Source organism: Muriventricola aceti (genome assembly GCF_025567565.1).
Lineage (GTDB): Bacteria > Bacillota > Clostridia > Oscillospirales > Oscillospiraceae > Lawsonibacter > Lawsonibacter aceti.
The window spans coordinates 74,920-97,929 of sequence record NZ_JAOQKF010000014.1 but is presented as its reverse complement, the minus strand read 5'-3'; the positions used below and the strand labels follow the sequence as shown (position 1 = coordinate 97,929).

24 protein-coding genes and 1 riboswitch are annotated in these 23,010 nt (G+C 56.9%); of the genes, 15 read left to right on the top strand and 9 right to left on the bottom strand.

Annotated features, from left to right (window positions below):
* Positions 1-256: 256 nt before the first annotated feature.
* From OCV64_RS14200 to OCV64_RS14175, 6 genes are all read right to left on the bottom strand, one after another.
* Positions 257-685, bottom strand: coding sequence for a hypothetical protein (locus OCV64_RS14200; protein WP_262670385.1), 429 nt, complete (start codon positions 683-685; stop codon positions 257-259).
* Positions 686-699: 14 nt separating this feature from the next.
* Positions 700-1,557 (bottom strand): DUF4367 domain-containing protein, encoded by an 858-nt coding sequence (locus tag OCV64_RS14195; RefSeq protein ID WP_262670384.1) that lies wholly within the window; start codon positions 1,555-1,557, stop codon positions 700-702.
* 79 nt (positions 1,558-1,636) lie between these two features.
* Positions 1,637-2,173: an RNA polymerase sigma factor gene (locus OCV64_RS14190; RefSeq protein ID WP_262670383.1), complete on the bottom strand. Its 537-nt coding sequence runs from the start codon at positions 2,171-2,173 to the stop codon at positions 1,637-1,639.
* 22 nt (positions 2,174-2,195) lie between these two features.
* Entirely contained in the window at positions 2,196-2,534 is a 339-nt protein-coding gene (locus OCV64_RS14185) for a helix-turn-helix domain-containing protein (RefSeq protein ID WP_240287195.1), read from the bottom strand.
* 415 nt (positions 2,535-2,949) lie between these two features.
* Entirely contained in the window at positions 2,950-4,065 is a 1,116-nt protein-coding gene (locus OCV64_RS14180) for a M20/M25/M40 family metallo-hydrolase (RefSeq protein ID WP_147572048.1), read from the bottom strand.
* 71 nt (positions 4,066-4,136) lie between these two features.
* Positions 4,137-5,012 carry a DUF4397 domain-containing protein gene (locus tag OCV64_RS14175; protein ID WP_262670382.1) on the bottom strand — a complete coding sequence of 292 codons (876 nt, stop codon included), beginning with the start codon at positions 5,010-5,012 and terminating at the stop codon, positions 4,137-4,139.
* Between the two features lie 467 nt (positions 5,013-5,479).
* Here OCV64_RS14175 and OCV64_RS14170 point away from each other — a divergent pair, with 467 nt between their 5' ends.
* From OCV64_RS14170 to OCV64_RS14120, 11 genes are all read left to right on the top strand, one after another.
* Positions 5,480-6,265, top strand: a complete 786-nt coding sequence (locus tag OCV64_RS14170) for a PhzF family phenazine biosynthesis protein (protein WP_262670381.1) — start codon at positions 5,480-5,482, stop codon at positions 6,263-6,265.
* On the top strand, positions 6,265-6,696 hold the full coding sequence (locus OCV64_RS14165; protein ID WP_147572051.1) for a DUF3887 domain-containing protein: 432 nt from the start codon (positions 6,265-6,267) through the stop codon (positions 6,694-6,696). The genes OCV64_RS14170 and OCV64_RS14165 overlap by 1 nt, the downstream gene beginning before the upstream one ends.
* Positions 6,697-6,719: 23 nt before the next feature.
* Complete coding sequence (gene alaS, locus OCV64_RS14160) at positions 6,720-9,404, top strand: alanine--tRNA ligase (protein ID WP_262670380.1); 2,685 nt, start codon at positions 6,720-6,722, stop codon at positions 9,402-9,404.
* Between the two features lie 3 nt (positions 9,405-9,407).
* Complete coding sequence (locus tag OCV64_RS14155) at positions 9,408-9,950, top strand: hypothetical protein (RefSeq protein WP_262670379.1); 543 nt, start codon at positions 9,408-9,410, stop codon at positions 9,948-9,950.
* Positions 9,951-10,343: 393 nt separating this feature from the next.
* Complete coding sequence (locus OCV64_RS14150) at positions 10,344-10,847, top strand: RNA polymerase sigma factor (RefSeq protein ID WP_262670378.1); 504 nt, start codon at positions 10,344-10,346, stop codon at positions 10,845-10,847.
* The gene (locus OCV64_RS14145) at positions 10,834-11,874 is read left to right on the top strand and encodes a cyclase family protein (protein WP_262670377.1); all 1,041 of its coding nucleotides are present in this window, start codon (positions 10,834-10,836) and stop codon (positions 11,872-11,874) included. Before OCV64_RS14150 ends, OCV64_RS14145 begins: the two co-directional genes overlap by 14 nt.
* 65 nt (positions 11,875-11,939) lie before the next feature.
* The gene (locus tag OCV64_RS14140) at positions 11,940-12,278 is read left to right on the top strand and encodes a histidine triad nucleotide-binding protein (protein ID WP_262670376.1); all 339 of its coding nucleotides are present in this window, start codon (positions 11,940-11,942) and stop codon (positions 12,276-12,278) included.
* Positions 12,279-12,289: 11 nt separating this feature from the next.
* On the top strand, positions 12,290-12,463 hold the full coding sequence (locus OCV64_RS14135) for a DUF4250 domain-containing protein (RefSeq protein ID WP_186852028.1): 174 nt from the start codon (positions 12,290-12,292) through the stop codon (positions 12,461-12,463).
* 301 nt (positions 12,464-12,764) lie between these two features.
* Entirely contained in the window at positions 12,765-13,700 is a 936-nt protein-coding gene (locus OCV64_RS14130) for a LysR family transcriptional regulator (protein ID WP_147572059.1), read from the top strand.
* 89 nt (positions 13,701-13,789) lie between these two features.
* Positions 13,790-13,881, top strand: a riboswitch (ZMP/ZTP riboswitch).
* Between the two features lie 53 nt (positions 13,882-13,934).
* A complete protein-coding gene (locus tag OCV64_RS14125; protein ID WP_262670375.1) occupies positions 13,935-15,599 on the top strand; it encodes a formate--tetrahydrofolate ligase in 1,665 nt (554 codons plus the stop codon).
* A 9-nt stretch (positions 15,600-15,608) separates the two neighbouring features.
* The gene (locus OCV64_RS14120; RefSeq protein WP_262670374.1) at positions 15,609-16,430 is read left to right on the top strand and encodes a formate/nitrite transporter family protein; all 822 of its coding nucleotides are present in this window, start codon (positions 15,609-15,611) and stop codon (positions 16,428-16,430) included.
* Between the two features lie 147 nt (positions 16,431-16,577).
* On the opposite strand, the gene OCV64_RS14115 is transcribed toward OCV64_RS14120, so the two are convergent.
* Positions 16,578-16,940, bottom strand: a complete 363-nt coding sequence (locus OCV64_RS14115) for a hypothetical protein (RefSeq protein ID WP_262670373.1) — start codon at positions 16,938-16,940, stop codon at positions 16,578-16,580.
* A 2-nt stretch (positions 16,941-16,942) separates the two neighbouring features.
* Positions 16,943-17,692, bottom strand: coding sequence for a helix-turn-helix domain-containing protein (locus OCV64_RS14110; protein WP_262670372.1), 750 nt, complete (start codon positions 17,690-17,692; stop codon positions 16,943-16,945).
* 453 nt (positions 17,693-18,145) lie between these two features.
* Here OCV64_RS14110 and epsC point away from each other — a divergent pair, with 453 nt between their 5' ends.
* The 3 genes from epsC to rbr all read left to right on the top strand — a co-directional run bounded on the left by epsC (position 18,146) and on the right by rbr (position 21,090).
* Complete coding sequence (epsC, locus tag OCV64_RS14105) at positions 18,146-18,820, top strand: serine O-acetyltransferase EpsC (protein ID WP_147572071.1); 675 nt, start codon at positions 18,146-18,148, stop codon at positions 18,818-18,820.
* A 57-nt stretch (positions 18,821-18,877) separates the two neighbouring features.
* A complete protein-coding gene (gene cysS / locus OCV64_RS14100) occupies positions 18,878-20,323 on the top strand; it encodes a cysteine--tRNA ligase (protein WP_186852031.1) in 1,446 nt (481 codons plus the stop codon).
* A gap of 230 nt (positions 20,324-20,553) precedes the next feature.
* Positions 20,554-21,090: a rubrerythrin gene (gene rbr, locus OCV64_RS14095; RefSeq protein ID WP_147572073.1), complete on the top strand. Its 537-nt coding sequence runs from the start codon at positions 20,554-20,556 to the stop codon at positions 21,088-21,090.
* Positions 21,091-21,138: 48 nt separating this feature from the next.
* Here rbr and OCV64_RS14090 read toward each other — a convergent pair whose 3' ends face one another.
* A complete protein-coding gene (locus OCV64_RS14090; RefSeq protein WP_186852032.1) occupies positions 21,139-21,852 on the bottom strand; it encodes a coiled-coil domain-containing protein in 714 nt (237 codons plus the stop codon).
* 251 nt (positions 21,853-22,103) lie between these two features.
* Here OCV64_RS14090 and OCV64_RS14085 point away from each other — a divergent pair, with 251 nt between their 5' ends.
* Entirely contained in the window at positions 22,104-22,973 is an 870-nt protein-coding gene (locus OCV64_RS14085) for a class I SAM-dependent methyltransferase (protein ID WP_147572075.1), read from the top strand.
* The last annotated feature ends 37 nt before the right edge of the window (positions 22,974-23,010 follow it).

Genomic DNA, 23,010 nt, shown 5'->3' with positions numbered 1-23,010 from the left:
CCCAGGACGGAAGCCAGCGGCTTCCATCCTGACCGACGCTCTGATTCACTAAGTTCTACCGTGCAGGTGTCCAACTTACACTTGCAATTTGCGAAAAAATAAATCTTCATACTCATCTTCCTTTCAAAAGTATTGCAAGGGGAAAATCAAGGAAGGCCGGGGCCAAGTGGGCGGGAGAAAGGGGCCCCGACCCTGTGGCTGCACAAGAAAAGACCAGGACGGATAGAACCCGCCCTGGTCTTTTATAAGATGGCCTTTATTCCCCTGTCACGTAAGTGGTTTCCGATCTTGTGTCCCGGCCGAGGCTGTTTTCAGAAAAGATAGTGACGACAACTTTATACTCAACACCAGCGGTACCGTTACAGAAAATGGCGTTTTTGCAGGTAAAAGTATCGGTTCTGCTCATTCCTTCATCATCCTCTACCCAAGCCTCTACGAGTCTCCATCTGGAGTCTTGCTTGGCGTAGACATAGATGCTCTCGCACCCCAGCTTGTCCACAGTACCAGTTCCAGTGACGGAGAACTCCACGTTGATCCTCCCTGGGTCAGTTGATACCTTAATATAGTAAGAAATGATCTGGTCACTGGCCCTGTTTTCGGAAGTCTCCGCAGCGAAAGCTGTACAACTCAGCATTGCCAGACAGCAGACCACCGCTACTATTGTGCGAAAATACTTGCGCTTCAAAGTTACCACTCCTCTTAAATTGAAGATATGATTTCTTCAAGAGCGGAAATCGGTAAATCAGTGGACATACAATACTCTAGGCCATCCAAATTCCAAGCGACAGAATTACTTCTATTATTTCTGAAAAAATAGTGCTGGACCCCACCGTATACTGCAGTCTTTACCAACTCGGCGGTTTTCTCATATTTAGATTCCGTTTGCCCGTCCATCTCCATGATTTCAAAGATTATGTAATTGTTGTCGCTTTTCCATTGAATAGAAAACTCTGAAAGTCCAGAGACAGGTGATATGAAGAGTTGTGACTCTGCCGCCACAAACCCATCTGGAATCACAGGCATGACAGGTGTTAAACCCTTTTCTCCGACCAGGTCCTGGAACACGGCAAATTCCTCCGGGACTGGATCTGGGTCCGCGGATGCCACGGAGGATGATCCGTCCTCCATGACCCGGAACGAAAACTGCTCGGTGGTCCAATGGGCGACCAGCTGGAACAGGTTGGCATCTCCCAATACAGGGATGCAGGTCAGCGCGACTAGCACAGCCACCACGGCGGCAGCGAGTAAAGTACGACGGACCTTCCGACAACGGCTCTTGATGTGGAAGGGGAGCTCGTGGCCGGGACCAGTTGTCCGCTCTGGGATAGGGTAAAGAGGCTCGTTCAAACCTTTATATAGCTTCTCAAAATCCGCCCTGGCTCTCGCCCGGTCGGAGGAGCTGCTGTCACTTTCTTCTTGTTCTCTCTCTAAAATCACCTCCAGCACATGGTCTATCAGCTCGGGATCGCTCTCAACGTCAGAGAGGTCTGCCCGCAAAATGGATTCAAGCTCTGCGGTGGTCAACTGGTCCAGTTTGGCATACTTCTTATTTGCCATGCTCTGAACCCCCTTCCAAAATATAATTCCAGGAAAATGGAAAAACGGACAGGAATTTCCAAAAAATTTTCAAAAATTTTTAGTCCCGCTGCTCCAGCAGGCGTTTCTTTAATTTCTGCCTGGTCCGTTGAACCCGTTTTTGACAGACACCAATGGTTAAGCCGCTTTCCTCAGATATTTTCTTATATGGAACGCCGTCTAACGCTACCCGCTTGAATATATGTAAATCTTCTGCCGGCAGCGCCTCCGAGATTTTTCGATTGAGTTTCTCCAGACTGTCTGGATCTTCCTCTATCTTTTCAAACTCGTCTGGAGCGGAAATGGGCGGAATCGCGTCCGAATCCAGGGACACATATTGCTTCAGGTCCCTGGCCCTCTCCCTCAATTTATGGAGCGATTTATATTTTACTGCCTTTTGCAGCCAGAACTCCGGCTTTTCATGGGCCATCACCTCATCGATGTGCAGATACAGCTCCAAGAAGGCATCCTGCACAACTTCTTCCGCCAGTTCTGGATTTGACAGGAGGATCAGGGCGTATCGCTTCATCTTGCTAAACCGTTCCTCGTATAGGCAGTTGAAAAACGCTTCTTGACTTGATGCGTCTCTGTGGCCCATGCGCGTGCACTCCCATCCCTGTTTATAGATCCTCTTTGTCAAACTGATCGATACATACCCGCACCAGCTGCTCTACTCCACTGATAAATTCAGGGGATTTATTAGAAAGCATCTTTATGATGTTTTGAGAAGAAACGTTGTGGTGCTCCTGGTACACCAGGGCGTCAAACCCAACCTGGAGCGCGTCCGCGATGGCGTACAGAGTTTTTAATTTCATCATCTTTTCGCCGCGTTCGACCCGGGAGATAAACGCAGTCCCGACCCCGGCCTGTTCTGCCAACTGACCCTGTGTCAGGTTAGCTCTCTCCCGGTATTTCCGGATATTATCTCCGATCACTACAGCTAAGGTGGCATCATCCATACTGATTCCTCCATTCGGTAAAATTATATTTCCCAAATGAAAGGAAGTAAAAGCACCAATAGGTATATAATATTTTACCATTTCAGGAAATGCAAGAGAATTTCATCTTCTTGGGAAACCACATTTGGAACATGGAGCACAATAGGAGGATGGTTGAGAAATGCCGCCGCTCAACTGGGAAAGAGGCGCTGCCCTGGGCCACCAGACCTGGTAGAAATGTGCCGTACATACAAGAAGCCCCGGCCTAAAGGCCGGGGCTTCTTGCTGTGTGTTGTGTAAGGAGAGGGAGAAATGGGAGTAACTTGATCTCTTATCTGATCACGGCCTCATCATACAATACAATTAAGGCAAAACCGTGACTTTGCTGTGAATTTTTTGTGAACATTGGGATGAAACCGCCAAAAATCGACAGTTTTTAAGGCGCTTCATCTGTGATGAGGGAGAGTACCAGGGAAGCGGTATCTACCAGGTTTTGGACGCTGATTTCCTCCTGAGTAGTGTGGACCTTAGACATCCCTACCCCCAGTACCAGAGCTTTGATACCGTGGGCGTTCATATTGTTGGCATCGCTGCCGCCTCCGGTGGCGGACAGGGAGGGAGTTAACCCCACCCGCTCACAGGCGGCCATCACTGCCCGGAGGAAGGAGTCCTCGCTGGGGATGGAGAAGGGCGAGTAGGCCTTGCTCATCTGAAGATCCAACGCCGCCCCGTATTTTTCACAGGCATGACGGAGACACTGAGCCATGTGCTCCGCCTGCCGTTCCAACTTTTCCGCGTCACGGCTGCGGGCCTCCGCCGCCAGGTCCAGCACCTCTGGGACGATGTTGGTGGCATACTGGGAAGAAACAGAGCCGATGTTAGCCGTGGTCTCCTGGTCCACCCGCAGCAGACGCATTTGGGAGATGGCCTCCGCCGCCACCTGAATGGCACTGATCCCTTCCTCCGGGGCGACGCCCGCATGGGCGCGGCGGCCGGTGATCCGCGCGGTGATCTGGTACTGGCCGGGGGCACTGGTAATGATACGTCCGGCGTCCCCATCGCTATCCAGTACCACCGCTTGTTTGGCCAGGATGCGGCTATCATCCAGATGGCGAGAGCCACGCAGGCCGATCTCCTCACACACGGTAAAGACCGCCTGGACTGGAGGGTGGGGGAGCCGCTGTTCTACCAGGGAGCGCAGGGCCTCTACGATAGCGGCCACGCCCGCCTTGTCGTCGCTGCCCAGCACTGTGTCTCCTTTGGAGCGGATCACCCCGTTCTCCAGCACCGGCTCCACTCCCGTGCCAGGAATTACTGTGTCCAGGTGGGCGGACAGAAGGATGGGCTGACCGGGAGCGGTCCCAGGCAGGGTGCAGTACAGATTGCCGGTGTCGCTTCCGGTCTGGGCCTGGGTATCATCCAGATCCACTTGACAGCCGATGGCCTGAAGGTCCTCTGCCACGCGGGCGGCAATAGCGCCCTCATGAGTGCTCTCGCTGTCGATGCGTACATAGTCCAAAAAGGTATCCAAAAGACGGTCCCTGTTGATCATATAGCTGGCCTCCTTATGATAGTGCGGCCATTTTAACACGGAGGGGGAGTAAAATCAACTGCGGGACGGCACTAGCGGTCGGTGACTACCATAGTCTGGATATCCCGCTCCCCAGTGCCGCTGCTCAACAGGAACACGGTATAGTTGGTATTTTTCTCCACCTCCAGGTTCAGGGAAACAATGGTGTCGGGCAGGTCGGGAGTACCCAGGAAGGCACTGTCTAGAGTCTCAATGTCCATCCAGGAGGGCATGGGGGAACGGTCAGTCTCGGCAAAAAGGAACTGATAAGTCCCTGGCCGGACGCGCTTGAAAATGGTGGTCTCCTTGAAACGGACATCAGCATAGACCACCCGGCCGTCCTTCAACAGCACATCAATCGGGGGGCTGTTCAGAGCCAGATTGCTTACCCGGAAATTGGAAGCGCAGTTGCCCTGAAGGCAGCATTGGTCAGAGATCTGGAGCAGGTCCAGCCCACTAGGGGTATTGATGACAGCGATGGTGGACGGACTGCCTGGGGGAAGCGGCATGGTCTTGCGGAGATAGGTGTAGCCGTCGAGACCGGATACAGTGATAGTCTGATAGCCACCAGGGGCTTGGACATAGGAGGATACCGAGGCGTAACCCAACCGGGTGACCACCCGGACGCGGTTGATCTGGATGCGGATAGGGGTGTAGCCGAAGGCGGCATTGAGAAAACGGACTCTGGATAATGGGAGCCAGATAGGGGGGCGGACGGAGGAGCCGCCGTTGACTGGCCCGCCTTCTCCCGGATTTGGGAGGGGAATGACCGGGATATTCCCGGTGCTGCCATCATAGACCGGTCCGCCTTCTCCCGGATTGGGCAGAGGAATGACTGGGGTATTTCCAGAATTACCATCATAGACTGGTCCACCCTCACCCGGATTGGGCAAAGGGATCACCGGGGTGTTGTCGTTAATTCGTTCCATATGGATAAGGCAGGTCAGGGAGAGCCTGGCCTTTCTCCTTTCTGAGTTATTTTGTCTGGACAGCCCCAAACGTAAGCAGGGGGCACCCCATGCTATGCCAGATGGAGGAAGCCTGTTCAGAGAACGCGGGAGGAAAGGAGGTAGAAAAAGGGGAAGGACAGATGAAAAAGTAGGCCAAACACCTTGACAATGGGAAAAAACATGGTAGAATAGTCCCGGAAATGTGTTGATGAAGCCAAGTACAGCGGGGTGTCTTTAGCGAGAGGGGACAGTGAAAGCCCTCGGCTGAAAGCTGTACGAGCCACTTCTGAGCAGCCCGTGAGGAGCGGGACGGCCCATCCCCGTGAGCGGATGACTGAGATGTCCGGCTGACGTGCCGCGCCGGATAATCAGGGTGGTACCGTGGAAGGATGCTTTCCGCCCCTGACTGCTGTCAGGGGCGTTTTTTATTTCGAAAGGGGTATAAAATGCGGCAATATATTGTAGATGCCTTTGCGGATCGGGTTTTTGAGGGCAATCCGGCAGCAGTATGTGTGCTGGACCGCTGGCCGGAAGAGGACCGGATGATGCGGATTACCCGGGAAAACAATCTCTCTGAAACTGCCTTTGCCGTCCCGGAAGGGGAGGGATACCGGCTGCGCTGGTTTACCCCCAGCGGGGAAATTGACCTGTGCGGCCACGCCACTCTGGCTACGGCCTTCGTGATCACGGAATTTATCTCTCCGGGTCTGGATGTCGTCCTCTTTGACACCCTCAGCGGGCGGCTGACGGTAAGAAAGCGGGGCGAGCTGCTGGAGATGGATTTCCCGGCCTATCAGCTCAAGCGCCTGGAGGTGACCGACCAAATCACCGAGGCGTTGGGGGCCAGACCCAGCGAGGTCTGGAGGGCCCGTGACCTGTTGTGTGTCTTTGAGGACCCGGAGACCGTCATCCGCCTTGAGCCAGACCAGGAGAAGCTGAAGGAGCTGAAGGGGGCTCTGATGCAGGTTACCGCTCCGGGGAGCGGGGAGTTTGACTGTGTGTCACGGTCCTTCGCCCCCAAAATGGGGGTGCCAGAGGACCCGGTGTGCGGCTCTGGCCACTGCCACATCATCCCCTACTGGGCTGCCCGGACGGGACGGAGGGAGTTTACCGCCCGCCAGGCGTCTCCGCGAGGCGGAACCCTCTACTGCCGCTTGGAGGGGGACCGGGTTATCCTGGCCGGCCGGGCAGCTCTCTATGCCAGGTGTGAACTGATGTTGGAGGACTGCTGATGAAAAGAAGAACGACAGGCCTGCTGGCCGCGGCGCTGCTAGCCGTCCTGCTGCTGGCCGGCTGCGGCACCCGCCCCCTGCCCAGCGGCATGGAGGAGGAAGCGGTGGGACAGGCGGGCCAGGAGATTGTGGAGATGCTGGTCGCACGGGACTATCAAGGAGTGGTTGACGCCTTCCGGCCGGACATAGCCGAGGAGCTGGGCGTCACCGCGGATACAATCCAGTCCGAGATGGACAAGGTTTCGGAAGCCGGACCCTATGTGGAAACCATAAAGCGGATGGCGGTGGGCGGAAAGAACAAAGACTATGGAGAGGACTATGCGGTGGCGGTGATCTACTGTGAGCATGAGGAGAAAAACATCGCCTATCAGCTCTCCTTTGACACCGATCTGAACTTGATCGGCATATATGCGGAAGTGAAAAAGAAATAAGATGATATACGGAGGTAATTCCTATGCATGATCCAAAGCCTTTCGGACTGAACGAGCTGCGCGAGATGTTCCTGTCCTTTTTTGAGAGCAAGGGCCATCTGCGTCTGCCCAGCTTTTCCCTGATCCCTCAGAATGACGCGTCCCTGCTGCTGATTAACAGCGGCATGGCCCCCATGAAGCCCTGGTTCACTGGGGAGCAGGAGCCCCCTCGCCATCGTGTCTGCACCTGCCAGAAGTGCATCCGCACCGGAGACATTGAGAACATCGGCAAAACTGCCCGCCACGGCACCTACTTTGAGATGCTGGGCAATTTCTCCTTTGGGGACTACTTCAAAAAGGACGCCATCCACTGGGGCTGGGAGTTTTTGACCAGCCCGGAGTGGGTGGGCCTGGATCCGGACCGGCTGTACCCCTCTGTCTTTGAGGGGAACGAGACCACCCCCGCCGATGACGAGGCATTCCGTATCTGGAACGAAGAGATCGGCATTCCCGCCGACCGCATCTTCAAATTCGGCAAAGCGGACAACTTCTGGGAGCATGGCTCCGGCCCCTGTGGCCCCTGCTCGGAGATCTACTACGACCGGGGCCCAGAGTGGGGCTGTGGCAAGCCCGGCTGCACTGTGGGCTGTGACTGTGACCGCTATATTGAGGTTTGGAATATCGTCTTTTCCCAGTTTGACAACGACGGTGAGGGCCACTATACTGAGCTGAAGCAGAAGAACATCGATACCGGCATGGGCCTGGAGCGGCTGGCCTGCGTCTGCCAGAAAGTGCCCTCCCTCTTCGATGTGGACACCGTCATGAACATCACCCACAAGGTATCCGAAATCACCGGCGCCCACTATAGCGAGACCCCTGCCAAGGATGTCTCCCTGCGGGTCATCACCGACCACATCCGCTCCGCTACCTTCATGATCTGTGACGGCGTGCTTCCCTCCAACGAGGGTCGGGGCTATGTCCTGCGCCGCCTGCTCCGCCGGGCTGCCCGCCACGGCAAGCTGCTGGGCGTCAACGAGCCCTTCCTTTACAAGGTGTGCGACACCGTCATCCACGAGAACGAGGGCCATTACCCCGAACTGCGGGAGCGGCAGGACTATATCACAAAGGTCATCCGGGTGGAGGAGGAGAACTTCGCCAAGACCATCGACGGCGGCCTGAAGATTTTTAACGAGATGCTCAAGGGGCACCAGGAGAAGCGGGAAAAGACCTTTTCCGGCGCCGACGCTTTCAAGTTATATGATACCTACGGCTTCCCTATCGACCTGACGCTGGAGATGGTGGAGGAGCAGGGCATGACCTTGGACCAGGACGCCTTCCACCAGCTCATGGAGGAGCAGCGCCAGCGGGCCCGGAAGGCCCGGGAGGCTCTGGGCGATTTGGGCTGGGCCGGCGTGGAATTTGGTAAGGATGTGCCAGAGACCCAGTTTGTGGGCTACGGGTATGATACCGTGCTGGATGCCAAGGTGGTGGCCATTGTGGCCGAGGGCCAGCAGCGGGATGAGATTATCGGCGGTGGCGAGGCCATTGTGGTGCTGGACAAAACGCCCTTCTACGCCGAGATGGGCGGCCAGGTGGCCGACCATGGAGTGATCGCCTGTGAGAGCGGGCGTGGGATGTTGTTTGAGGTCCATGACGTGCAGAAGAACAAGGGCGGCAAGTATATGCACTATGGCCGGCTGATGGAGGGAACCCTGAAGGTGGGCGACACGGTTCGGGCCCAGATCGATCTGGACCGCCGTCGGGCCGTCATGCGGGCCCACTCCGCCACCCACTTGCTGGATAAGGCCCTGCGCGCTGTTCTGGGCGATCACGTCCACCAGGCAGGCTCTCTAGTGGAGGCCGACCGGCTGCGTTTTGACTTCACCCACTTCTCCGCCATGACGGCAGAGGAGTTGGCCAAGGTCAGCGCCATGGTGAATGAGGCTGTGCTGGCCGGCTATGACATTGTGACCGAAGAGCTGCCCATTGAACAGGCCAAGCAGAAGGGGGCTATCGCCCTCTTTGGAGAGAAATATGGTGACGTGGTCCGAGTCGTGGACATGGGCCAAGGCTACTCCGTGGAGTTCTGCGGCGGTACTCACCTGGATAACACCGCCAAGGTGGGGGTGTTCCACATCTCCAGCGAGTTCTCTGTGGCCTCCGGCGTCCGCCGCATCGAGGCTACTACCGGTATGGCTTCTTTAGAGGTAATGAACCGCAATCAGGAGCTGCTCTTCCAGGCTGCTGCAGCCCTGAAGGCTAAACCCGGTGAGTTGCGGGAGAAGGCGGAGGCTACCATGGGCGAGATCCGCCAGCTCCACCAGGCAGTGGAGAAGTTCAAGGCCCGTGAAGCGGTCAGCGAGGCCGAGCGATTCCTTTTCGCTGCCCATGAGGTAGGGGGCCTGAAGGTGCTTACCGCCACGGTGCCGGACGCGGATGCCGACCGTCTGCGCAAAATGGGGGACTTTTTGAAGGACAAGGAGCCCAACGTTGTGGCCGTCCTGGCCGCCATCAATGGGGAGAAGATTACCTTCTTGGCCGCCTGTGGCAAGGAGGCCGTCCAGAAGGGAGTCAAGGCCGGAGAGATCGTCAAGCAGGTGTCCGCCATCGCCGGCGGCTCCGGCGGCGGCAAGCCTGACTCCGCAATGGGCGGCGGCAAAGACCCGCTGATGGTGGACAACGCCCTCGCTATGGTGGATAACGTGGTATCCATGAAGCTGGGGCTGTGAGCCATGACCCGCGAGGATCTCAAGCGCTTTTGCGCTCTGGATATTGACTTTGAAAGTATTGGCTTGATGGAGCCTGGACTTTCCTTGGAGCCTTATTTCTGTACTCCGATGAATGCCGAGCCGGTAGGGAGGCTGGGCTGCGACGGTATCCATTTTGTCCTTCTGCCCGGGGATGAGCGGGTGTTTTGCGTGGACCCCGCTATGGGGGAGCCGGGGACCTATGTCCTGCCAGTAGCGACAGATTTTCGGGAATTTTTGTCCTTTGTCCTCTACTGCCGGGATGCCAACCCCCTCTCCCAGATCTGGTGGCTGACGGAAGAACGGTTCCGGGAACTGTTGGAGGAGGACAAGAGGGCTGTCTGGCCTGGGTGTGAGACATTTTTTGCTGGGAAACAGACAGCCCTGGAGAGGATAGCAAGGGCCTTTGACCTGGCTCCCGCTGCTCCGTATCAGCAGGTCAAGGCCCTTCAGGCCGCCTTTGATCCCACGATTATGAAATTTTCCAACGAATACTATGATGTGCTGGGACTGGAGTATCCAGAGTGACAGGACAGGGATAAGGAAACGGGCTTTGCAGGGACAAGATTTTCCAGCATCGAAGTTCTATCTGCCTTCCTGATTTTGACTTTTTATGCTAACAGATACCGTGCGGCACGGTTAACTGGACCGTTGCCGCACGGCTCTTTTATCTTTCACTTTGATTTAAATCTAATTTTGACTGTTTTTTTAGTAGGCTGGAAAAGGCGGCGCCCCGGCTCTGAGTGGAATAGATGAAAACCGCGGCTGGGACGGGGAGGCCCTGTGTACTTGAAGCAAAAGCGGTAAACGGACCCCATCTTCAAAAGGGACGGCCCTTGGGCCGTCCCTTAAAATTTTTTGGGAGATTCTCAACATTTTCCCCAGCCAGATTGTGTGATAAGCAGAGAGACAAAAAGGGAGGTGTCCTATTTGGAACATAGCCAGAGCGGGGAGAAGATGGCCGCCCTCTACCGCCGATATGTGACCATGGTCTATCAGATCTGTCTGATGCTGATGAAAAATGTACCCGACGCAGAGGACGCCACCCAGACAGTCTTTCGAAAAGCGATGGAGCATGAGGGCCTCTTCCGTGATCCGGAGCATGAAAAGGCCTGGCTTATCGTTACCGCCCGGAACGAGTGCAAAAACCAGCTCAAGCACTGGTGGAGGACAAAGAGGGCGGGAGAAGAGATACTTCAGAACCTGACCTGGGAGCAGCCGTCGGACGGGGAGCTGTGGGATCTGATCCTTACCCTACCGGAGAAATACCGGATGGTGCTGTATCTCCACTACTACCAGGGTTACACCGCGCTGGAAACAGCGGAGATCTTGGGGAAGAACCCATCCACCATTCGTACCTGGCTGGTTCAGGCGAGATGGAAACTGAAAGAAATTTTGGAGGTGGAAGAGTATGGACGAGGATAAGCTCAAGCGGGTGTTTGACCAGATAAAACCCACTCAAGAGCAGGAACGGGTTATGCTGGACCGCCTCCTGACAGAGCAGAAGGAGGTCAAACCTGTGAGTCGAATGAAGAAGATGCCCGCTGTACTGGCGGCCGCCGCCGTGCTCCTGCTGGCCTGTGCCTTTACAGTGGCTACGGGGTTGGATCAGAAACTTGCGGCGCTGTTTGGGGCAGGGGAGCAGGAGGTAAGGCTGATCAAAGACGGTGTGGTGCAGGTGGATCAAAGACACACCTATGAAAATGGATGGACGGTTGAAGTGGAACAAATGCTGGTGGACCGGTATACCTTGGCGGTCCTACTGGACGTGATCGCCCCAGAGGAGACTGCCTTATGGGGAGAGGACTATTCTGTTCTGGCAACTTCCGATATTGAGCCTGAGTCGGAAGAGAATGGCGTGGGCGGCTGGGTGTCCGGCTCCATTGTTTTACCAGATGATGATCCGGGTGACCATCACATCTCGATTTTGTGGTATCGGGGACCGACCACCTATCTTCAGGCAGATGCTCAGACATTTCTGGGTGGGGAATTTACGATTACTCCGTTGCGCCTGGTTGAAAAGACCACCTTTGAGAACTTGGCTGACTTTTCTCAGGAGCGGCATGACTTTTGTGTGAAACTGCCTGACCAGGACAGCGGACGACAATATGAGGCCGGGCTTCCCATTCAGGTGGGAGAAGACAATATGGTCCTGCAGTCGCTGTATGTTTCGCCCATCAGTGTTGCCTTTATGATTCAAGGAGAGGAAAACGATTTCCGTATGTGGGGGCCAGCGGCGTTTTCCGAAATAGAAAGTACTACCGTTCTGAATCTGTTGGACGGCCAAACCGCATCTGTGGGCCGCACAGTGAGCCAGAGCTATAATCCAGATACCGGGATGGGCGAATTTGTGTTCCAACTGAATCAGATTGTGGACCCGGATGAGGTGACATCCCTTACCACCTTAGGCCAGACCTTCTCTCTGGGAGGGCTGCTCCCGGTGGAGGAATAAAAACCTTGGCAATTCTGGCAAAAGGGGGTACAATGGTCTTACTAACAAACAAAGGAGGTTTCCCAATGTCTGACTGTCTATTTTGTAAGATCGCGGAGGGGCAGATCCCGTCCAACAGAGTCTACGAGGACGAGGTATGCTTTGCCTTCCATGACATCGATCCCCAGGCGCCCACCCACTTTTTGGTTATCCCCAAGGCCCATATCGGATCTGTGGCCGAGGTGACAGAGGAAAACGCCGCCGTAGTGGCCCATATTTTCGCAGTCATCTCCAAAGTGACCAAGGAGCTGGGCCTGGACAGCTACCGTGTGGTGTCCAATATTGGGGAGCAGGCGGGCCAGTCTGTCCCCCATCTCCATTTCCATGTTCTGTCTGGCCGGGATATGACCTGGCCTCCAGGCTGAGGGAGAAGGGGATGGTACCGAATGATCCCGCCATCCTCCTCAGCTTCTTGAATACCCGGCTTAGGGATGACGGCTGCACCCTGGAGGAGCTGTGCGCGCAGCTGGATGTAGAGCAGAGCGGGGTGGAGGATAAGCTGGCTGCCATAGGCTACACCTACCATAGAGAGCGCAACCAATTCCTTTGATAGAGGAAGTCGGAAAAAAGGGTTGACAAGAGAGTTAGAATGTGCTAACCTATACGTGGTTAGAGAGAGCTAACTCTCATCCTCCTTACACCTCCCTACTTTCACTTTTCCTGACTGAGGGCGCGCTCTGACCACCAGACGCTTGGGCGGGGCAGGCAATACCGCCGGGCAGACCGGGGCCGTGGATCATTCCACGGCTCCGGTTTTTCTTTCTGTATCAGAAAAAGGAAGATACCCCTTTCCATACTGGGTGAACTGTGATATAATCCTCATAGCTTTTTAGTTATGGGGTGTGCTGTTTATGTTCGTCAAGAATCCGGAATATTTTATGGCCATCGTCAAGGAGCGGAGCATCTCCAAAGCGGCGGAGCGGCTCTATCTCTCCCAACCCTATCTCAGCCAGTATCTGGCCAAGCTGGAGTCCAATCTGGGGGCCGTGTTGCTGGACCGTTCCCACTCGCCCCTGAAGCTGACGCCGGCAGGGGAGGTGTTCCATGCCTATCTGGAGCGCCAGAGTTATTTGGACCGGCAGCTGGTCAGCGACCTGCGGGATCTGCAGAACGAGAAGCGGCCTGTCCTCCACATCGGCGTATCCCCTTGGCGCGGTTCCACCCTTCTGCCCGATGTGCTGCCCCTGTTCACAAAGCAATATTCCGACGTCCAGGTGGTCCTCCATGAGGCGCCGGTGCCCGAACTGGGGGATTTGGCGGCGGGCAGTGTCACGGACTTCTGCATCATGCACATCCCTGGGGATCTGACGGAACTGACCTATGAACTGGTCATGCGGGAGCATATCTTCCTTTTGGCCCACCGGGACCACCCCCTGGTCCGAGGGCTCACCAGTACCTACGACGACCCCATACCCTTCCCCGACCTGCGGCAGCTGGAGCGGGAGCGTATCGTGATGCTGCCTCCGGACTGGCGGCTGTCCAAGCTGCTCCACAATACTTTCTCCGTCCATAACGTGGAGCCCCAGAATATTCTGGTGACCACCAACAACACCACAGCCATCAATCTGGTGGCGGAAAACATGGGCTTCGCCTTTTTACAGGAGAGTGGCATCTCTCGCACCCCATATCTGGATCGGCTGGCCTGCTTTACCATCGGAGAGCCGCCACTGACCTGCCCCATGGCGGTGGTCTACAAGAAAAATGGATTCCTGTCACCGGCGGCCAGAACGTTTATCGACCTGATCAAAGAGTATTACAGCCGCTTTGACCGTCCCGCCAACCTTTGAACAAATATCGGGCCTGATTTTCAGCAAAAGGGACGGAGAGAAACCACACCGCCCCCCTTGACGAGGGAGGAGGCCTATGCTAAACTGAATCCAAGCCCTGCGACTGACGGAAGTGGAGTGACCACGTGGAACAGGGCCCGGCGTGTGAAACGCCATATTGCCGACCGTCTGGGCGCACTATTGCTTAGTGCGCCCTTTTATTTTTGCGGGCGCAACAGGAAGGAGTTATGGAAGATGAAGACTGACATCGAAATCGCCCAGGCCGCGGAGATGCTTCCAATTGGCCAGGTGGCCCACAAGGCGGGGGTCAGCGAGGAACTGCTGGAATACTATGGGCGCTATAAGGCTAAAATCGACATCACCCCCCTGCGGGACAAGGCCCGGAAGGGCAAGCTGATCCTGGTCACCGCTATCAATCCGACCCCCGCCGGAGAGGGCAAGACCACCACCTCCGTTGGGCTGGCTGACGCGCTGAAAAAGCTGGACAAGAACGTAATCCTGGCCCTGCGGGAGCCCTCCCTTGGCCCTGTGTTCGGCGTCAAGGGCGGCGCCGCCGGTGGTGGTTACGCCCAGGTGGTGCCTATGGAGGATATCAACCTCCACTTCACCGGCGACTTCCACGCCATCGGAGCGGCCAATAACCTTCTGGCCGCCATGTTGGACAACCATATCCAGCAGGGTAACGAGCTGGGTGTCGACGTGAAGAAGATCACCTGGCGCCGCTGTGTGGATATGAACGACCGGCAGTTGCGAAATATCGTGGACGGTCTGGGCGGCCGGATGCAGGGTGTCCCGCGAGAGGACGGCTTTGATATCACGGTGGCCAGCGAGATCATGGCGGTCCTGTGTCTGGCCACCGGCCTGAAGGATTTGAAGGAGCGGCTGGCTCGTATCATCGTGGGCTACACCTATGACGACCGGCCAGTGACCGCCGCCGACCTGAAGGCCCAGGGAGCCATGGCCGCCCTGCTGAAGGACGCCATCAAGCCCAATCTGGTCCAGACGCTGGAGAACACTCCCGCCTTTGTCCACGGCGGCCCCTTTGCCAACATCGCCCACGGCTGCAACTCCGTCTCCGCCACTGACACCGCCCTGAAGCTGGCCGACTATGTGGTCACCGAGGCGGGCTTCGGAGCTGACCTGGGCGCGGAGAAGTTTCTGGACATCAAATGTCGGGCCGCCGGACTGACCCCGGACGCGGTGGTCATCGTGGCCACGGTTAAGGCGCTGAAGTACAACGGCGGTGTGCCCAAGGCCCAGTTGGGAGAGGAAAACCTGGAGGCGTTGGAGCGGGGCCTGCCCAACCTGCTCAAGCATGTGGAGAATATCACCCAGGTCTTCGGTTTGCCCTGTGTGGTGGCCATCAACCGCTTTGTCAACGACACCGACAGAGAACTGGACCTGATCCGCTCCAAGTGTAAAGAACTGGGGGTCAACGTGGCCTTGTCCGAAGTGTGGGGCAGAGGGGGCGAGGGCGGTATCCAACTGGCCCAGGAGGTGCTCCGCCTGTGTGAGCAGCCCAAGAAGTTTACCTACGCCTATGAGTTAGATCAGCCTTTAAAGAGCAAGATCGAGGCTGTGGTGAAAAAGATATATGGGGGCGTGGGCGTGAGCTATTCCGCTGCCGCATCCAAGGAGCTGGAGCGGCTGGAGAGGATGGGCATGGGCGGCCTGCCCGTGTGCATGGCCAAGACCCAGTATTCCCTCACCGATGACCAGACCAGGCTGGGCCGCCCCGAGGGCTTTACCATTACGGTGTCCAAGGTGAAGGTGTCCGCGGGCGCCGGCTTTGTGGTGGTCCAGACTGGGGATATTATGACTATGCCCGGCCTGCCCAAGGTACCCTCCGCGGAAAAGATCGACGTGGATGAGAACGGAGTAATCTCCGGCCTGTTCTGAGGGGGGCACATGGATAACCATTTCAATTCCCCCGCCCAGGTGACGGCGCTCTACGCCGCCGCTGGGGCGGAGAAGGCCGGAAAGCCAGCCTCTGTCCTGATCCTGCTGGGCATCCTGGCTGGGGCCTTGATTGCCATGGGCAGCGCCGCCACTAACACGGCCTCCTATGGCATCCAGGGCACCTGGACCGCCCGGACGGTGTGTGGCCTGCTGTTCCCCTTCGGGCTGGGAATGGTGATAGCCACCGGGGCGGAGCTCTTTACCGGCAACTGCCTGATCACCATTTCTCTGCTGGATGGGCGCTGCTCCTGGCGGGGGATGTTGCGGAATTGGAGCATCGTCTACCTGTCTAATTTTGCCGGAGCCCTGCTGGTGGCGGCGGGCTGCGCCTGGTTCGGTCAGCTCGACTACTCCGGCGGGCAGCTGGCCCTGTTCACAATGAGAATGGCGGCCGCCAAGTGTGCCATCCCCTTCCAGAATGGGGTGGTGCTGGGCTTCTTCTGCAACCTTCTGGTCTGCCTGGGCGTGGTCATGGCCATGTCGGGCAGGGACACAGCCAGCCGCCTGATGGGGGCATTTCTTCCGGTATGTTACTTTGTCCTGTGCGGCTTTGAGCACTGCGTTGCCAATATGTACTATATTGCCGCTGGCCTTATGGCCAAGGCGGTCCCGGCCTATGCCCAGCTGGCGGCGGAGGCGGGTCTGGACCTGTCTGGATTGACAGTGGGGGGATTCCTGCTGGGAAACCTGCTCCCCGTCACCATTGGGAACGTCCTGGGCGGCGCGGGGCTGGGCGGCCTGCTGTGGTATTGCTACCGCCCGAAAAGCTGACGGCCTATTGGCATAGAAAACGGCTGTGGGAGATGATCGAGAGACCATCTCCCACAGCCGTTTTTTCGACCGGGCTTGGTCAGCCGGTTTCTTGAACTTTCACAGGTGCTTAGACGACCCTTTCTTCAGAATAAGCCCGGAGGACCGCTATCGACAGGCCCGTTCTCTGGCGGTTAAGTAGAGCAGTCCGCCCGCCTGATAGGCGATGAAGTCCCAGAGGTCGAAGACTGCCCCCGCTTTCCAAAGTGGGGCGAGAACCTCCCACACCAGCCCGCAGGCCAGAAGCAGGGGGACCGTGTGCTTTACCGAGCGAAGGGGGGCTAGCCTGCCCCAGCGCAAAAGGTAGTCAGCCCAGGCGCATATGGCTCCCCCGGCAAACAGGTCGTTGGCATAGCAGGACAGGAACCATCCTAAGTGTCCGTCTGAGTTGGGAATAAGAAGGCAGCGGTTGACGATATAAAATACTAGGACCCCGCCGCACACCCGCAGGTCAAATGTCCGAATATCCAAGGTCAGAGGAAGCTGAGGAGCAGCACGGTTACTATTAAGCCTAAGATAACGGCACCCACTGCGGCACCGAAAGACAGGGGCTCCCGGCGGGGCTCCTCACGGCTGGAAAGGTCATCCACAGGGAATCTCTTGCTCAACTGCTCCAGGTTGCTGCCCGCGTCGGAGGGATAGGAGCGGAGGTCCGCAAAGTGGTCCAGCAGCTTCAGGGCCCGCTGGACCGTGGTATAACTGGCGTTTGTAATCAATATGACCGGCGGGAACAGGAGCATATTCTCGACAGAGTGGGAGGAAAGAACGCCCGCCTCCGCATCTCGCAAGATGGCGTCCGGTAGGACAGCGGAATAGGTCTCATCTTGCAGCACCTCCCGATAAAACTGGGCTAAACGGTCCCGGACCATTTTAGGATCCGTGATATGATTGATGACAAGGGTGTACGTCCCATCTTCCAGACGTTCTGCAAGAGACCGGCCACAGTTGGGACAGAACCGGTCCAGACCGGTGACAATGGCCTGACAACCGGGGCAGCGCGCGGGGGTCCTCTCCAGGGCGCTCTCCTCTCCAAGAAGCAGCCAGTCGGAGGACACGCCAAACAGACGGCACATCTCTGCCAAATAGGCCACATCTGGGTTTGTCTGTCCGCTCTCCCATTTGCTTACCGCCTGCCGGGAGACGCCTAGCTTTTCTCCCAACTGCTCCTGGGATAATCCGGCCTGCTTCCGGGCCAGGGCGATCCGTTCATACAGTTCCATCATGGTCCTCCCACCTTTCTGATCCTGCATCCAAGATACCCCAAATCCCACGATATGACAAGAAAAATAAGCTGGAAATTTGTCAACTTGAAGTTGACAGGCGGCTGGAGGGGGAAAAACAGAGAAAAAGGCGGGGCTATACTTGACACCTCCCAGGAAGGATGCTAATATAATGACTTGTAACAAGCGCGAGGAACGGAAAGAGTAGCGTCCCGGCCAACGGACAGAGAGGGCCCTTCACCGGCTGAAAGGGGGCCCACAGCGGCAGACGTGAAGTGCGTCCGGGAGCGCGGGGCGTAATGGCCTCCGGTTCGGCCCCGATAGCGGCCGGTCAAGTGAGAAATGAGAGTGGAACCGCGAGTCATCGCCTCTTATGCCAAAATGGGCATAAGAGGTTTTCTTTTTGTCCTGCCCAGCGAGGGGCAGGATTACCGCAAAACAAGGAAGGAGGAGCCTATGTTCAGATCCCTCATGGAAACCTTGGAGGCGTATCAGCGCCGTGACCCGGCCGCGCACTCCAAATTGGAGATATTTTTGCTCTATCAAGGGGTGCATGCCCTGTTGTATCACCGGCTTGCCCATTGGTTATACTGTCATAATCTGAAATTTTTGGCCAGGGCAGTCTCCCAGTGGAGCCGGTTCTGGACCGGTATTGAGATCCATCCTGGGGCCAAGATCGGCCGCCGTCTGGTCATGGACCATGGTATGGGCATCGTCATCGGAGAAACCGCCGAGGTGGGGGACGACTGCCTGCTCTACCATGGAGTCACTCTGGGGGGAACCGGTAAGGATCAGGGCAAGCGCCACCCCACCATTGGCAATAATGTCCTAGTCAGCTGCGGGGCCAAGGTGCTGGGCCCCATCAAGGTGGGCGACAACTCCCGGATCGCGGCTAACGCCGTGGTCCTGTCCGAGGTGCCGGAGGACGCTACTGCCGTGGGTATCCCGGCCCAGATCGTCCGCATCGCCGGACGCACCACCCGATACGCGGATGAAGTGGACCAGACCAGCGTGGAAAACCCCACGCTGGAGCGTTTGGAGGCCCTGTCCTCCAGACTGGAATTTATCGAAAAGCTGCTGGATGAGCGATACGAGATTATTAGGGAACAGGGAGAGCGGGAGACGGTCTGACCGGCCGCCTGCGCTCTGAGGACAAGAGAAAGAGACTAGATAAAAAGGAGAGGTACCATGTATCTGTATAATTCCGCGACCCATAAGAAAGAGGAATTTCAAACTCATACTCCCGGACATGTAGAGATGTATACCTGCGGTCCCACAGTATACCACTTTGCCCACATTGGCAACCTGCGCTCCTATATCATGGAGGATGTGCTGGAAAAATTCCTGCGCTACGATGGGTACGAGGTCAATCGGGTCATGAACATCACCGATGTGGGCCATCTGGCCTCTGACGCTGACACCGGCGAGGATAAGATGCTCAAGGGCGCCAAACGGGAGCACAAGTCAGTCATGGAGATTGCCAAGTTCTATACTGACGCCTTTTTCAACGACTGTGAAAAGCTGAATATCAAGCGGCCCGACGTGGTGGAGCCCGCCACCAACTGCATTGAGGACTATATCCGGATCGTATCCGGCCTGATCGAAAAGGGGTACGCCTACCTGGCTGGAGGAAACGTTTATTTTGACTCCTCCAAGCTGGACCGCTATTATGTGTTCAACGACCACGATGAGGAGGACCTGGCGGTAGGCGTCCGGGAGGGCGTGGAGGAGGACTCCAACAAGCGGAATAAAAACGACTTCGTCCTCTGGTTCACCAAGAGCAAATTTGAGGACCAGGCCCTGAAGTGGGATTCCCCCTGGGGGGTGGGCTATCCCGGATGGCATATCGAATGTACCGGTATCTCCCTCAAGCACAACGGAGAGTATTTGGACCTGCACTGTGGCGGGATCGACAATGCCTTCCCCCACCACACCAACGAGATTGCCCAGTCGGAGAGCTACCTGGGTCACCCCTGGTGTAAGCAGTGGTTCCATGTCCACCATTTAAATACAAACAGCGGAAAAATGTCCAAGTCCAAGGGGGAGTTCCTCACTGTGTCCTTACTGGAGGAGAAGGGCTATGACCCTCTGGCCTATCGGTTCTTCTGCCTCCAGTCCCATTACCGCAAGGGCTTGGTCTTTTCCTGGGAAAATCTGGATAACGCCGCTGGGGCTTACCAAAAGCTGATTGCCAAGATCGCGGCCATCGACCCCAAGGACGGTGTGGTGGACGAGGACCTCTTGGGTGAGTATCAGATGAAATTCCGTCAGCAGGTGGGCAATGACCTGAACACATCCATGGGAGTCACCGCCCTGTATGACGCCCTGAAGGCCAAGACCAACGGGGCCACCAAGCTGGCCATCCTGAACAGCTTTGACCAGGTTTTGTCCCTGTCGTTGCTGGAAAAGGCGGAGAAGGTGCGGAAGGAGCAGGCGGCTCAGAAGTCCCAGTCTGCCGGCGGCTATACCGTCACCGGCGAAGGGGACCCGGCCGTCGATGCTCTGGTGCTGGCACGGGGCGAGGCCAAAAAGGCAAAGAATTTTGCCGAAGCCGACCGCATCCGGGATGAACTGAAGGCGATGGGCATCGAGGTCACCGACGTGCCCGGAGGCGCGTCCTGGAAGCGGGTATAACAGGGAGATGCCGGGGGCGGCCATCCTGCAAAGGAATGGCCGCCCCCGGCTGATCGATTTCTGCCTGTTTTATGGTACAGGTTCCACGCCTTTTTCCAGGGGAGCGTGAGAAAAAATTGAGGAAAATTTTTGCTTTTCCCATTGACATTTTCGCGCCGGTTTGCTATATTAAAACTAAGTTATTGAGAATAATTCTCATTTAACAAATACAGGAAAGTGAGGTAATTATCATGCCTGAGCTGAAGGGAAGCAAGACCGAAGCCAATCTGTGGACCGCGTTTGCCGGCGAGTCCCAGGCCCGCAACAAGTATACTTATTTCGCCTCCAAGGCCAAGAAGGACGGCTATGTCCAGATCTCCAAGATCTTTGAAGAGACCGCCGCCAACGAGAAGGAGCACGCCGAGATCTGGTTTAAGCTGCTGGAGGGCATTGGAACTACCGCGGAGAATCTAAAGGCTGCCGCCGAGGGTGAGAATTACGAGTGGACCGATATGTACGCCACCATGGCCAAGGAGGCCAAGGAGGAAGGCTTCGACCATATCGCTTTCTTGTTTGAGGAGGTCGCCAAGATCGAGAAGGAGCACGAGGAACGCTACCTGAAGCTGCTGGCCAACGTGGAGGGCGGCATTGTCTTCTCCCGCGATGGCGACATGATTTGGCAGTGCTCCAACTGTGGCCACATCCATGTGGGCAAGCAGGCCCCCGAGGTATGCCCCGTCTGCGCCCATCCCAGGGATTATTTCCAGCTGAAGGCTGAAAACTATTGATGGAAACAGAAAAAGCAGGACCGCCACCGGCGGTCCTGCTTTTTTCAGTCAGCTTTCGGGGATGGGCATGGGAGCCTTCACCTTGGTGAGGTCGCTGTCCGCATAAGCTTGGGCCAGAGAATCCAGGGCCACATCCTGGGCTTCCAGGAGGACGCCCACCTCTTTCAAGGCGGCGCCAGCCTTGTCCAGCTGGTCGGCAGCATGAGAAACAGTGGACTCCACCTGGGTACGAAGAACATCGTATTCCTGCTCCACTCGCTGCATCCAACGCTCCATCTGACGGCGGAGCTGACGGGCCTGCTCCTCCGCCTGCTCCTGGACGGTCTGGGCCCGTCGGTGGGCCTCCAGCTCTACGCCGGCGGTCCGCTCCTTCAGGGCGGCGTAAGCTTCGGCATCCGGTTCCAAGGCGGCGATCCTGGTTTGGGCCTGGGCCAGTGAGTTCTCTAGCTGGGCCAGCCGGTCGCTTAACTGGCTGCGCTCGGTACGGCTGGTGGACAGGGCCACATTGGTCTGCTCCAGTTGACCGGAGAGGGCGTCCTTCTCCTCCTGGAGCCGCTGGTTGGCCTGCTGGAGCTGGAGGATCTGTTGGCTTTGTTCCTCAATCTGGCGAAGGGCAGACTCGGCGGCCTGACGCTGCTGTTCCAACTGCTGCTCCAGGGCCTCGCGCTGTTGAGCGGCTTCCCTGGCGGTATTTTCTAAATAGGTCAGGACGTCCTGGCGGTTAAAGCCGCCGAAGGCAGCACCTCGAAAGGGATGGTCCATGGATAGCACCTCTCTGAAACGCGGAACAAACCGCGGTTTTTGTCATTTTCCCAGATATCTTACCACAGGTCGGGAATAATTACAATCCTTTCTCTGGCCCCAGCAGGGGAAAGGAAGGTTTTTCTGCCCTTTCGACAGGGAATCAGTCATAATTCATTGACTGGAACGGTCTGGAATGATATACTAACTTAGTTTTCCAATCGTTTTGCCCCTGTATATCAGGAGGATCGAACAGGTGAGGTGTGCCATATATGTGGGCGTCCGACAACTGGAAGGATTATGAGCTGATCGACTGTGGCCGGGGAGAAAAGCTGGAGCGGTGGGGGGACCAGCTGTTGGTCCGCCCCGACCCCCAGGCCATCTGGAACACGCCCCGGACCCACCGGGGTTGGAAAGTGAATGCCGGCCGATATGCCCGCTCCTCCACGGGGGGAGGACAGTGGCAGAATAAGTCCATGCCGGAGCGGTGGACGGTATCCTATGGGGACCTGACCTTTAACATCAAGCCCATGAACTTCAAGCACACCGGCCTGTTTCCAGAGCAGGCGGTCAACTGGGACTTTGCCCGGGAACAGATTCAAAAGGCCGGCCGGCCTATTTCGGTGCTTAACCTGTTTGCCTATACCGGAGGGGCCACCGTGGCCTGCGCCGCGGCCGGAGCCAGCGTCTGTCATGTAGACGCAGCCAAGGGTATGGTCCAGTGGGCACGGGAGAACGCCAGGGCCTCCGGCTTGGAGGAAGCGCCCATCCGCTGGATTGTGGATGACTGTGCCAAGTTCGTGGAACGGGAGATACGCCGGGGACGGAGGTACGATGCCATCATCATGGACCCGCCCAGCTATGGTCGGGGCCCCACCGGAGAGGTGTGGAAGCTGGAGGAAAACCTGTTTCCATTCGTGGAGCTGGTATCTGGAGTGCTGTCCGACGACCCGCTGTTCGTTATTTTGAACTCCTACACCACCGGGCTGGCGCCCAGCGTGGTGACCTATATCCTGGAGACCATCCTCTCCAAACGCTTCGGCGGCCACACTACCAGTGACGAGCTGGGGCTGCCCGTCACCGAAAGCGGGCTGGTCCTCCCCTGTGGGGCCACGGGGCGTTGGGTCAAGCATGAGGCGTGAAGTGTTGAGAGGGAAGAGATCAGGGCGAGTCCCGGCC